Source organism: Microbacterium trichothecenolyticum (assembly GCF_000956465.1).
GTDB classification, from domain to species: Bacteria; Actinomycetota; Actinomycetes; order Actinomycetales; family Microbacteriaceae; genus Microbacterium; species Microbacterium trichothecenolyticum.
On record NZ_JYJA01000036.1, the window covers coordinates 152259 to 165107 of the forward strand.

At 72.1% G+C, this 12849-nt stretch carries 10 protein-coding genes; 3 read left to right on the forward strand and 7 right to left on the reverse strand.

The genetic code is table 11. The features are described from left to right. Positions 1-22: 22 nt before the first annotated feature. Both RS82_RS21540 and RS82_RS12355 read left to right on the forward strand, forming a co-directional pair. Positions 23-184 carry a hypothetical protein gene (locus RS82_RS21540; protein ID WP_169748700.1) on the forward strand — a complete coding sequence of 54 codons (162 nt, stop codon included), beginning with the start codon at positions 23-25 and terminating at the stop codon, positions 182-184. A gap of 120 nt (positions 185-304) precedes the next feature. After that, positions 305-2950, forward strand: coding sequence for an AMP-binding protein (locus RS82_RS12355; RefSeq protein ID WP_045299843.1), 2646 nt, complete (start codon positions 305-307; stop codon positions 2948-2950). Here the strand turns inward: RS82_RS12355 and RS82_RS12360 are convergent. The 6 genes from RS82_RS12360 to RS82_RS12385 form a co-directional block, all read right to left on the reverse strand. Beyond that, positions 2925-4046, reverse strand: coding sequence for an ABC transporter ATP-binding protein (locus RS82_RS12360; RefSeq protein ID WP_045299845.1), 1122 nt, complete (start codon positions 4044-4046; stop codon positions 2925-2927). The two genes, RS82_RS12355 and RS82_RS12360, sit on opposite strands and share 26 nt — an antisense overlap. Beyond that, on the reverse strand, positions 4043-5518 hold the full coding sequence (locus tag RS82_RS12365) for an ABC transporter permease (protein WP_245619600.1): 1476 nt from the start codon (positions 5516-5518) through the stop codon (positions 4043-4045). The genes RS82_RS12360 and RS82_RS12365 overlap by 4 nt, the downstream gene beginning before the upstream one ends. Before the next feature lie 77 nt (positions 5519-5595). Continuing rightward, a complete protein-coding gene (locus RS82_RS12370) occupies positions 5596-6645 on the reverse strand; it encodes an iron ABC transporter substrate-binding protein (protein WP_045299848.1) in 1050 nt (349 codons plus the stop codon). 93 nt (positions 6646-6738) lie between these two features. Further along, positions 6739-8109, reverse strand: coding sequence for a GNAT family N-acetyltransferase (locus RS82_RS12375; RefSeq protein ID WP_045299850.1), 1371 nt, complete (start codon positions 8107-8109; stop codon positions 6739-6741). Between the two features lie 63 nt (positions 8110-8172). After that, complete coding sequence (locus tag RS82_RS12380) at positions 8173-9099, reverse strand: 4-(cytidine 5'-diphospho)-2-C-methyl-D-erythritol kinase (protein ID WP_045299852.1); 927 nt, start codon at positions 9097-9099, stop codon at positions 8173-8175. Beyond that, entirely contained in the window at positions 9096-10163 is a 1068-nt protein-coding gene (locus tag RS82_RS12385; protein WP_045299854.1) for an aldo/keto reductase, read from the reverse strand. The genes RS82_RS12380 and RS82_RS12385 overlap by 4 nt, the downstream gene beginning before the upstream one ends. 176 nt (positions 10164-10339) lie before the next feature. Here RS82_RS12385 and RS82_RS12390 point away from each other — a divergent pair, with 176 nt between their 5' ends. Then, positions 10340-11926 (forward strand): stealth conserved region 3 domain-containing protein, encoded by a 1587-nt coding sequence (locus RS82_RS12390; protein ID WP_045299856.1) that lies wholly within the window; start codon positions 10340-10342, stop codon positions 11924-11926. Here the strand turns inward: RS82_RS12390 and RS82_RS12395 are convergent. Further along, positions 11874-12794 (reverse strand): phosphodiesterase, encoded by a 921-nt coding sequence (locus tag RS82_RS12395; RefSeq protein ID WP_045299859.1) that lies wholly within the window; start codon positions 12792-12794, stop codon positions 11874-11876. The genes RS82_RS12390 and RS82_RS12395 overlap by 53 nt on opposite strands. Positions 12795-12849: the final 55 nt, after the last annotated feature.

The following is a 12849-nucleotide window of genomic DNA, read 5'->3' on the forward strand; positions in this document are numbered from 1 at the left end:
CGAATCGAAAGGAACGACATCCATGTGCAGCAGGATCACGTGCACCACGTGCGGCAAGGCCACCTGGGCCGGTTGCGGCCAGCACGTCGAGCAGGCGCTCGCCGGCGTGCCGCAGACTCAGCGGTGCCAGGGACACGAGCCCGCGCCGCGGCGCGGCTTCTTCGCGGCGCTGCGAGGCCACTGAGCGGGCGCCATCGGAGTCACAGTTCGGGCATCGTCAACCGGACAGATTAGGCTAGGCATACCTTGGACTTGCGTCGGCGACTCTCCCCCGGCGGCGCGTCAGGAGAAAGCCACTCCCTCTATGACCGCGACTGCGCCCGCCCTCGGCCTGTCCCTCCTCGGAGGGGATCCCGACCACACCGCGCTGATCGCCAACGGCACGCGGCTCGACTACGCGGAGCTGCGCGATCGGGTGACGCGACGCCGTGACGAGCTCGGCGACGTGCGGCGGCTCGTGATGATCGCCGCGGGCAACGCCGTCGAGCCGATCGTCACCTATCTCGCCGCGCTCGAAGGCGGACACCCGGTGCTCCTGGTCTCCGGCGACGACGACGAGGCCGCGCGGGCACACCGCGCGTCGCTGATCGCACGGTTCGATCCGGACGTCGTCGCCCACGACGGGGCCTCGGGCTGGACGCTCGACGAGCGGCGGGCCGGCAGCCGCCACGAGTTCCACCCCGATCTCGCCGTCCTCTCGAGCACGTCGGGCTCCACCGGCTCGCCGAAGCTCGTGCGGCTGTCGGCCGAGAACGTCCGCAGCAACGCGGCGGCGATCGCCGAGTACCTTCGGCTGACACCGAGCGATCGGGCGGCGACGACGCTGCCGCTGCAGTACTGCTACGGACTGTCGGTGATCAACAGCCACCTGCTGACCGGGGCGAGCCTGCTGCTCACCGAGCGCTCCGTCGCCGACGACGAGTTCTGGGTCCGGGCGCGCGCGCACGCCGTCACCTCGTTCGCGGGCGTCCCGTACACGTTCGAGCTACTCGAAGCGCGAGGCTTCGACGGTGGCGACCTCCCGTCGCTGCGCTACCTCACGCAGGCCGGCGGACGGATGGCACCCGACGCCGTGCGGCGATTCGCACAGCTCGGCCGGGAGCGCGGGTTCGAGCTCTTCGTGATGTACGGGCAGACCGAGGCCACCGCCCGCATGGCGTACCTCCCGCCCGGCCTCGCGATGACGCACGCCGGCGCCATCGGACGCCCCATCCCCGGCGGCGCCTTCCGCATCGACGCCGTCGACGGTGCCGAGTCCGGCGAGCTCGTGTACGAGGGCCCGAACGTCATGATGGGGTACGCCCACGGACCCGAGGACTTCGCCCTCGGGCGCACCGTGACCGAGCTCCGCACCGGCGACGTCGCGCGGCTGCGCACGGATGGGCTGTACGAGATCGTCGGCCGCATGAACCGCTTCGTGAAGGTCTTCGGCCTGCGCCTCGACCTCGATCGCGTGGAGAACCTCCTCGCCGACGAGGGGATCGAGGCCCGCGCGGCGAGCGCCGACGAACGGCTCCTGCTGTTCGCGACCTCCGAGCGCGCGGCCTGCCGGGCACGCGAGCGCGCCGCCGCCCTCACGGGCGTCCCGGCGCGGGTGATCGGCGCGTACGCGGTGACCGAGTTCCCGCGGACGTCCAACGGCAAGCGCGACTATTCTGCGCTGGTGCGCTTCGCCGGCCCGCACGACCGCACCACGGCCGCCGCGGCGCCAGTGACCCCGGCCGCCGTCACGCCCGAGGCCGTGCGCGACCTGTACGCGTCGCTCCTCGGCGAGCCCGGCGCCGGTCTCGACGACTCGTTCGCCGGACTCGGCGGCGACTCCCTGAGCTACGTCGAAGTCTCCCTGCGCCTCGAGGACATGCTCGGCGCGCTCCCCCGCGACTGGCCGACGCGCTCCCCGCGCGAACTGGCGGCATCGCCCTCGCCGACCCCCGTCGCGAACGTGGAGACGGATGCCGCGCACACAGGTGCTGCGACGGCGACCGCCGTGCGCCCCTGGCGCCGCCGCCTCGCGTGGACGCGCCTCGAGACGCCGGTCGTGCTGCGGGCGGCGGCGATCTTCCTCATCGTCGCGACCCACGCCGATCTCTTCGCCCTCAAGGGCGGCGCGCACCTTCTCCTCGCCGTGGCCGGCTACAACCTCGCGAGATTCCAGCTGGCGCCCGTTGCCGGAACCGCGCGCCTGCGGCGCCTCGCGCGCAGCGCCGCCCAGCTCGCGGTCCCCGCGGTGCTGTGGATCGGCGCGGTGGCGCTCGTCACCGGCCGATACGCGCCGACGACCGTTGCGCTCGTGAACAACTTCGTCCCGGACGACGGCCGGTGGAACGAGCAGTGGCAGTTCTGGTTCCTCGAGGCGATGCTCTGGTCGTTCGCGGGCGCCGCGGCGCTGTTCGCGGTGCGCCGCATCGATCGGCTCGAGCGCCGGGCGCCGTTCGCGTTCGCCCTCGTCGCGCTCGCGGTCGCGCTCGCCGCCCGCTTCGCGATCGCCGGCCCCACCGCGGAGTACGTGCAGCGGTACTCCGCCCCGGTCGTCCTGTGGCTCGTCGCGCTCGGATGGCTCGTGGCGCGCGCGGACACGACCGCCCGGCGGATCCTCGTCTCCGTCGTCGCTGTCGCGGCGACCTTCGGCTTCTTCGGCGAGCCGTGGCGCGAAGCGATCGTGGCGGGCGGGATCCTCGTCCTCGTCTGGGTGAGGGCCATCCCGCTCCCCCGCCTGGCGGTGCCCCTCGTCGTCACGGTGGCCGGCGCATCCCTGTTCGTCTACCTCACGCACTGGCAGGTGTATCCGCCGTTCGAGCAGAGCGCACCGTGGCTCGGCACGCTGCTGTCGTTCGTCGTCGGCGTGATCGCCTACCGCCTGTACGTCAGCGCCGGCGCGGGCGCCGCAACCGGGTGGGCGCGGCTGCGCCGCGCGACGACGCCGCTCAGCCTGCGGATGCGCCGCGCGTGACGACGCTTCCCGTCGCGGTGGTCTCACCCGCCGCGGCGTAGAGCACGACGCCGCCTTCGACGATCACACGCACAGCTGTGCCGGGCGCGAACGCGGCCGCGCGGTGCTGTGGCACGCGGTACATCAGCTCCGCCTCGAACTCACCGGTGCCGACGCGCAGCCGCAGGTCCGCGGTCGACCCGGCGGGACGCACCGCGACGACGGTGCCGTTGGCCACCGGGGCCAGCGTGGCTGCCGCCCCGTGTGCCGCCGCGGCCACGCGCAGCTGTGCGGGGCGCACCATCGCGCGCACGCGCGAGGCACCGCCCGACAGGTCGTGCCGCACGGCCAGCCGGCCGAACCCGCACTCGACACCGTCCGCGTCCGAGCGCGCAGGAACCACGAGCGCATCGCCGAGGAACAGCGCCACGCTCGCGTCGATCGGCGCGTCGTACACCGCCATCGGGTCACCCGACTGCACGAGGCGACCTCCGACGAGAACACCGACCTGGTGCCCGAACGACAGGGCCTCGTGCTGATCGTGCGTCACCAGCACGGCGGTGACGCCGCTGCGCTCCAGCACGTCGACGACGGCGTCGCGCGTCGCCGACCGCAGGCCCGTGTCGAGCGCGCTGAACGGCTCGTCGAGCAGGATCACCCCGGGATTCTGGGCGAGCGCGCGCGCCAGGGCCACCCGCTGCTGCTGGCCGCCGGACAGCTCGTGCGGCATCCGCGCGGCGAGGTCCGGGTGCAGCGACGCCAGCTCGAGCAGTTCGCGCACGCGGCCTGGGCGACCAGGTCCGCGCGGGAGCCCGAAGGCGATGTTGCGCGCCACCGAGAGGTGCGGGAACAGCGCGCCGTCCTGCGCGACATAGCCGATGCCGCGCCGGTGGGTGGGCACCGTCCTGCCGTGCCCCGACAGCTCGCGGCCGCCCAGGCTGATCACGCCGTCGTCGGGGTCGACGAATCCCGCGACCAGGCGCAGCAGCGTGGTCTTGCCGCTTCCCGAGGCGCCGACGAGCGCGAGACGCGTACCGCGGGGAACGTCGAGCGAGACGTCGCGCAGCACCTCGGTGCCGCCGTACGCCTTCGACACGCCCTCCAGCCGAAGAGTCATCTGAGGGTCCTCCCCGTCGCGTGCGTGAACATGAGGGCGACCGCGGGCACCGACAGGAGCACCAGGAGCACCGCGTAGGGTGCGGCAGTCGGGTAGTCGAGGGCGGACGCCGCCGACCAGAAGCTCGTGGCCACCGTGCTCGTGCCGGTCGGGGCGAGCAGAAGCGTCGCGGTGAGCTCGTTGGCCGCGCCGAGCGCCACGAGGGCGGCGCCCGCACCGATCGCCGGGAGCAGCAGCGGCACGGTGACCCGCAGCCGGGCGGCGGCAGGAGGCACCGCCAGGGCGCGCGCGGCCTCCTCGAGCGATTCCGGCACCTGCGAGAGTCCGGCGCGCAGCGGCACGAGCGCCCGCGGCAGGAAGATCACGACATAGGCCGCGACCACGGTGAACGCGGTCTGGTAAAGCGACGGCACGAAGGCGAGGGTGACCGCCACGAACGAGAGCGCCACGATGATCGCGGGGAGGCTGCTGGCGAGGTAGGCGGCGCCCTCGAGCAGCCGCGCCAGCCGTCCCGGATAGCGCACCGCCAGCCACGCGAACGGCAGGGCGACGGCGATCGTGCACAGCGCGCCGGCGAGCGCGAGGCCCAGCGTCTGCAGCGCCGCGACGCCGACATCGCCGAAGGCCGCGGCATCCGCCCTCAGGAGCCACCGGACCACGCTCGTCAGTGGCACCACGAGTGCGCCCGCGAGCACCGCGGCCACTGCGGCGAGCGCCGGCAGCGTCAGTGGGCCGAGCCCCAGGGTCTCGGCCGGGTGCGGAGAGCCGCCGCCGACACGGGCGTAGTGGGCGCGGCCGCGGGCGGCCGACTCGGCGCCGAGGAGGATCAGGCACAGGAGCGCGAGCACCAGCCCGAGGGCGGCCGCGTTGGGGCCGGCGAACATGCTCTCGTACGCGACGACGATGGCCGTGGTGAACGTGTCGAAGCGCAGGAACGCGAACGCGCCGTACTCGGCCAGGAGGTGAAGGGCGACCACGAGGGCCCCGCCGAGCACCGCCAGCCGCAGCTGCGGGGCGACGACACGGAAGAACACGGCCCACGACCCCATGCCGAGGGAGCGCGCCGATTCCTCGAGCGCAGGATCGAGACCCCGGATCGCCGCCAGGGCGGGCAGGTACACCAGCGGGAAGTAAGCCAGCGTCGCGACCAGCACCGCTGCCCACAGTCCGTTCATCGACGGGAGCGCGCTGGCCCAGCCGTAGCTCGCGACGAACGCGGGGATCGCCAGCGGGGCGGCCAGAGCGACCTTGAAGACCCCGCGACCCGGCAGCGTCGTGCGTTCGACGAGCCAGGCGCCGCCCACGCCGAGGACGACGGTCGCCGGCACGCCGATCGCCACCAGCAGCACCGTGTTGACGAGCAGCTCGCCGACCTTCGGCCTGAAGACGAGGGCCGACAGCTGGTCCCACCCCATCGCGAACGCCGCCTGGACGACGTATCCGATCGGGACCAGCGCGCCGAGGGCCAGCACCGCGACGACGACGACCAGCCCGGCGGGCGGACGCTTCTCGGTCGTGCCGCGCGCGGGTGTTCGCGCCTGGAGCTGGGTCAGAGGAGTCCGGCTTCCGTCATGAGTTCGACGACCGCGGGCCCGTTGAGCGTGGACGGGTCGATCACGGGTGCGTCGAGCTCGGAGAGCGGGGGCAGCTCGGGCTTGGCCGCGACGTCGGAGGCGACGGGATACTCGAAGCTGTAGCCCTCGCCGAGGATCTTCTGCCCCTGCTCCCCCGCGATGAACGCGAGGAACTGCTGCGCCTCGTCGGCGTGGGGCGCATTCTTCAGCACGCCGCCGCCGGAGATGCTGACGAAGGCACCCGGATCCTGGTTGCCGAAGTAGTGCAGCTTCGTGTCGGCACTGTCTTCGGCTGCAGCGTCCTGATCGCGGAACCAGTAGTAGTGGTAGATGATGCCCATCGGCACCTCGCCGGCGTTGACCGCCTTCATGGTGACGATGTTGTTGCGGTACTCGACCGCGTTCTCGGCCATGCCGTCCAGCCAGTCGCGCGCACCGTCCTCACCCTGGGTCGCGAGCACGGCCGACACGATGGCCTGGAAGTCGGCCTTCGCGGGCGCGGCACCCCACTTGCCTTTCCATTCCGGGTCGGCGAGATCGAGAAGGGATGCCGGCAGCTCGCTCTCCGAGATCAGCTCAGGGTTGTACACCAGCACCGTCGAGCGGGCCGCGATCCCGGTCCAGAGGCCGGAGGCCGGGCGGAACTGCTCGGGAACGAGCGCCAGCGTGGATTCGTCCACGGGAGCGAAGAGGTCTGCATCTTCGACCAGCGACATCGCGGGCGAGTTCTCCGTGAGGAACACGTCGGCCTTGGATGCCTTCCCCTCCTGGACGAGCTGATTGGCCAGTTCGCTGTCGTCGCCGTTGCGGAGCACGACCTCGATCCCTGTCTCGGCGGTGAACGCGTCGGCCCACTCCTCGGTGAGCTGCTCGTGCTGCGCGTTGTATACGACGAGCGCGTCCGGATCGGCGGCGTCATCTCCTGCCGCTCCGCCGGCGCAGCCGCCCAGGGCGAGGCCGGCGAGCACGACCGGCACGACGAGGAATCGGCGCAGGCGCGCGGAAGACGGGAGGCGTGAAGGCATGGGGAACCCCTCGAGTACAGACAGGTAAGGCAAGCCTAAAGCAACTGATCGGCGAGTTTCGTCCGGTTCCGTTCGCCTCGTGCTCCGGAGGGCTCAGTACCAGATGCTCAGGCGCGGCGCCGTGTGCCACGAGAGCACGCGCGCAGCCTTCGCCAGCGCATCGGATGCTGCATCCCCCGCGCCCGTCACCGTCACGCGTCCTGCCGCCGCCAGGGTCGCGAGCGACACACCGCCGAGGTACGTGGCCGAAAGCTCCGTCACCCCGAGCGTGACCGTGACCGCGTCGATCGTCTCGCCCTCGCCCAGGCTCCGCACGCGGGCGGCGCCGGCCTCGTCGGCTTCGAGAAGGTAGCGGCCGGCGGCGATCCCGAGCGAGTCGGAGACGTCGAGCACCAGTACGCCGGGGCCGCCGTAGCGGCGGGTCTCGAGCGCGGCGACGACGTCGATGATCCGCACGTACTGGTGGTCGCGCACGCTGACGTTCGCCGCGCGCTGGTCGGCGATCATCCACAGCAGCGGCTCGTCGACCGACAGCTCGGCCGCGTGCACCTCGGCCACGAGGTCGAGCTCGAGCAGGAACCGCCACAGCGCGGCGTATGCGTCGTCGGTCTCCGCCAGCAGGTAGTGGACCGAGACGGTCGCTTTCGTGAAGTCGTCGTGGTTCTCGCGGACCGCGTACACCGCGACCCCGCGCACGTCGCCGGCGGCGTCGGAGTATTGCACGGCACGCTTGTCGGCGGTCTTCTCGGCGGCGGGGTTGGTGCCGGCGAACCCGTCCCAGTGGCTGCCCGGCACTTCGATCTCGCCCGGGCGGCGGTGCCGCACCCGCTCGTGCAGGACCGGCAGGAGCTCGCGCACACGCTCGCGGCTGATGAAGTCGATCCGCCCGGCGGGCTGCGGGCCGATCCAGCCGGCGCGCTTCGTCTCGATCCGCCAGGAGGCTCCGGCTCCGGCGGGCGCGAACCCGTAGCGGCCGTACAACGGCGACTCGCTCACCGTGAGCATCGCCATCGGGATGCCGGCCGCCTGGGCCGCTCGCAGCTCCCCCTCGAGCATCGCGCGCGCGACGCCCTTGCGCCGGTGCGTCGGGGCGACCGTGACCGCCGAGATCGCGCACGAGGGGATCATCGCCTCGCCGGGCACCGTGAGCTCTCCGAGCCACGACGCGATGGTCGCGACGGGTGCGTCCATCGGCGACTGCGGGTCGAAGACGCCGGTGAGCCGCCGGTAGCCGCTGCGCTCGCGCGCGGCGGCGATCTGCTCGGCAGTGCGCTCGCCGTCCTGGAAGCCGCGCGCGACGGACTGCAGCCAGCCGGCGTACTCGTCGCTGTCGACGGCGATGCGTCGGTAGTCCAGCCCGTTCGTGGCGAGCCGGCTCGCCGACTCCTCGTCGACCGGACCCGCGCGGAAGGCGGCGCGTTCGGTCTCGCCGACGCGGCCGTATGCGGCTCGGGACGTGCTCATGGGATCTTCCTCTCCACGCCCGCGGGCGGGCTCAGGTGCGTACGCGACCGGTGACGGACCGACTCAGGTGACCACGCGCGCGCCGGCGACCGGCCCGTGCACGTGGAGCGCCTCGTAGCCCGCGGCCGACAAGGTGATCTGCAGTTCGAGCGCCGACTCCGGGTCGACGGTCAGGAATGCCAGCGTAGGGCCCGACCCCGACACCATTCCCGCCAGGGCGCCGGACTCCTCTCCGAGCTCCAGCACCTCGCGAAGCTCGGGACGCAAGGACAGCGCCGCGATCTGCAGATCGTTGCGCGTGTGCTCGGCGAGCGCGATGGGGTCTGCGGCCCGCAGCGCGTGGAGCACACCGGGCGCCACCGCCGGCACGCGAGCGCCCGCGTTGATGTCGGGCCTCGCACGAAGCTCGTCGAGGTGCCGGTACACGTCGGGAGTGGAGAGCCCGGCGCCGGACGGCACCACGACCCAGTCGAAGCGGCCCTTCGCCAGCGCGGGGCTCAGCTGGTCGCCGCGCCCGGTGCCGACCGCCGTCCCGCCCATCAGGGCGAAGGGCACGTCGGCGCCGAGGCGGGCGGCGAGCTTGTGCAGCTCGGCGGTCCCGAGCTCGGCCTCCCACAGCGCATCGCACGCGACGAGGGCGGCAGCAGCATCCGCCGACCCTCCTCCCATGCCGCCCGCGACCGGCACGTGCTTCACGATGTCGAGGTGCACGCCGCCCGCGTGGCCGATGCGCTGCGCGACGAGCCGTGCGGCGCGGACGGCCAGGTTGCGGTCGTCGGCGGGAACACCGGTCACATCGACGGTGCCCGATATCGACACGGTGAACTCGTCGGAGGGCGATGCCCAGACGTCCTCGTACAGCGACACCGCCTGGTACGCCGATGCGACGTCGTGGTACCCGTCGTCCTGCGCGCCTCCGACCTCGAAGAAGAGGTTGATCTTTCCCGGCGCCCGCACCCGGACGCCGGAGGCTTCGAGAGCCTGACTCACCGGTTCGCCGATTCCGCCCAGAGGTCCACGTCGATGCCGTCCGACAGGGCGTCGATGCGCTCCTGCTCCTCCACCGTGAAGGACGGACCCTCGAGCGCCTTGAGGTTCTCGTCGAGCTGCGCGGGACGCGAGGCGCCGATGAGCGCGGACGCGACGACCGGGTCACGCAGCACCCACTGGATCGACATCTGCGCGAGCGTCTGCCCGCGCTCCTTCGCGATGACGTCGAGCGACCGCAGCGTCGACAGCCCCTTCTCGCTCAGCGAGCCGTTCGGCAGCGACCCGCGCTGCTGCGCGCGCTCGGCCGAGCCGTCGCCGAGATACTTGTCGGTGAGCAGTCCCTGCGCGAGCGGCGTGAACGCGATCGCCCCCATGCCCTCCTGCTTGAGCACCCCCGTGAGGCCGTCCTCGACCCAGCGGTTCAGGATCGAGTACGCCGGCTGGTGGATGACGAGCGGGGTGCCGAGCGAGCGGGCGACGGATGCCGCGACCGCCGTCCGCTCGGCGCTGTAGGACGAGATCCCCACGTAGAGAGCCTTGCCCTGGCGCACCAGCGTGTCGAGCGCGCCCACGGTCTCCTCCACCGGGACATCGGGATCGACGCGGTGCGAGTAGAAGATGTCGACGTAGTCGATGCTCATGCGCTTCAGAGACTGCTCGGCGCTGGAGAGGAGGTACTTGCGCGAGCCGCCGTTGCCGTACGGGCCGTGCCACATGTCGTAGCCGGCCTTCGACGAGATGATGAGCTCGTCGCGGTAAGGGGCGAAGTCCTCGCGCATCATGCGCCCGAAGTTCGTCTCGGCGGTGCCGTAGGGCGGGCCGTAGTTGTTCGCCAGGTCGAAGTGGGTGATGCCGCGGTCGAACGCGTGACGCAGCAGCGCCCGCTGGTCGTCGAACGGGATGTTGTCGCCGAAGTTCCACCAGAGCCCGAGCGACACGGGCGGCAGCGTGAGCCCGGAGGTGCCGACGCGGCGGTAGTCCGCGCCGGCATAGCGGTCGGCGTCGGCGGCGTAAGGGCGGTGGAGGTCTCCTCCACGGGACAGGTAGCGCGCGTCTTCGGTCACCGGTCCAGGCTAGCGAGGTCGGCGCACGCGCGCAGGTGGCGCGACGCGGCACACGGACGTGCCCCGTGTCAAGGGTCTACGTCCGAAACGTGGTCGTAACGGACGCTCCCTATCGTGGCGACACGGGGGAACGCTCGCATTCGAGCGCGTCTGCCGACCCACGAAAGGAGGACCGCATGACCCTGCTGTCCGCATTGCCGCGCGCGACGGACCCGTGGAGCGTGCTCACAGAGCGAGGCGACGTGGTCGCCGACCGCGGCATCCTCCACCTCGTCCACGACGACGTCTCCCCGCACGGAGCCCGCGAGGCCGATCTGCTGCTCGTTGCGGACGCCCTCGCCGACGCCGGCATCGAGACCCTCCTGGTGCGTCACGACCACACCGTGCCCGCGCTGGTCGTCGACGTCCGCGACCGCGAGGCTGTGCAGGCGGCGCTCGCCGCCGTCTGCACGCGGGAGCCGCTGTACGTCAAGGCCAAGGGGCGCGCGCCCCTGCTCGCATGCGATGCCGCGGACGTGCCCGACGCGCCCACGGCGGTGCGGGTCTATCGACCGCGGCTCAGCCGCACCGGCTCGCTGCGCTACGGACCGTCGTCGGGCGTCCACCTGGAGTTCTGGCGCTTCGAGGACGACGTGATCGAGGCACCCCGCGACAACGCCGTGCTGCGTCGCCGCACCGCGACCGAGGACGTCGCATACGAGCTCGTCGAACGTCACGGGCGCGCCTGGCGCACGATCTCCGGGATGTTCGACCCCCAGCCACTCGAGGTGACGGAAGACATCGACATCGTCTTCTCGTGGGTGGACGGGTCGTCGAGCGAGTTCCGGCGTCAGCGCGCGGCCCAGCTCTCCGAATACGTGGTGGGCGAGGGGGACGACGGACCGGCTCGCTACCGCCACGTCGACGAACTCCGCTACGCGTTGCGCAGCGTCCACATGTACGCGCCATGGATCCGTCGCATCTTCATCGCGACGGACTCCCCCGCGCCCGCCTGGCTCCTCGATCACCCGAAGGTCACGATCGTGCGCAGCGAGGAGTTCTTCGCCGACCCGTCCGTGCTGCCCACACACAACTCGCACGCCGTCGAGGCGCAGCTGCACCGCATCCCCGGCATCGCGGAGCACTTCCTCTACTCGAACGACGACATGTTCTTCGGGCGCGCCGTCGAGCCCGAGATGTTCTTCACCCCGGGCGGTGTCACCAAGTTCGTCGAGTGCGGGGTGCGCATCGGCGCGGGCGAGCCCGCTCTCCACCGCAGCGGCCACGACAACGGACTCCGGGTGAACCGCGCGCTGCTGCAGGAGCGGTTCGGACGCACGATCGTCCGCGACCTCGAGCATTGTGCGGCTCCGCTGCGGCGCAGCGTCATGGCCGAGCTCGAGCAGGCGTTTCCCGAGGAGTTCGCCCGGACCGCGGCATCCCGTTTCCGCTCGGCGACGGACATCTCGGTGACGAACAGCCTGTACCACTACTACGCCCTGCTCACAGGACGGGCGGTCGCCACTCGTCTCCCCCGCGTGCGGTACGTGCAGACGACGGTCGCCGCGGGACTTCGGCGCATGGAGCGACTCGAGGAACGCTGCGACGTCGACATGTTCTGCCTCAACGACGGCGGCGAGGTCGAGGTCGCCGAAGAGGTCCGCGTGCGAGCGATCCGCAGCGCCCTGGAGCGCATGTTCCCGGTGCGAGCACCATGGGAGCGGGACGAGGTCAGCGCAGCACGGCGATCGGCTCGGTCGGCGCATCCTTCCGCGCGGCGCTGAGAGGCACGACCCCCGCTTCCCGGAGCCGGCGGCGTGCCTCGTCCGCGTCGATGTGCTCGAGGGCGCGCGGCGCCTCCACCGGGACGACCGAATGCACCACGGTGTCGTCGTACACGTGCACGAGGTTCAACGCCTGCGCGCCGTCTTGAGGACGCGTGCCGCCGACGGGCACCGTGAGGTCCTGCGAATAGCAGGTCGAAGACGCCACCGACACCGGGATACCGGCGAACGTCGCGAACGTCGAGTAGTGCAGGTGACCGGCGATGATGGCCCGCACGTCGGTGCCGCGCAACACGGCCGCGAGCCGGCGCTGGTCGTGCAGCTCGACGCTCGCCGCGAGCGGCAGCACGCTCGGCACCGGCGGGTGGTGCATCGCGAGGATCGTGCCGAGGGGCGCGGGGGTGGCCAGCACGTCGGCGAGCCAGGCGAGCTGCTCCTCGCGCAGCTCGCCGTGGTGGTGCCCGGGCACGCTCGTGTCGAGCGTGATCACGCGGAGGCCGTCCAGCTCGTCCACCCGATCGACGGGGCGCGCATCGGATGCCTCGCCGTACAGGCCCGCCCGGAACGCCCCGCGCTCGTCGTGGTTGCCCATGACCCACAGCACCCGTGCGCCGATACGCTCGGCGAACGGCTCGACGAGCGCGCGCAGCGCGGCATACGCGCCCGGTTCGCCGAGGTCCGCGAGGTCGCCGGTGACGATGATCGCGTCGGGACGGATGCCGCTGGCATCGATCGCTCCGATGGTCTGCGCGAGCCGCCTCGCGCCGTCGACGGAATCGAAGAGGCGCGGCGTCGAGGGCGCGCGCAGGTGCGTGTCGCTCAGGTGCAGCAGAACGCGTTCAGGGTCCGGATACTCGGCGGTGCGCATGTCGGGTCACTCCGGTCCGCCGTGAGGCGAGGTGCCGTGGAACCGGACGGCGGAC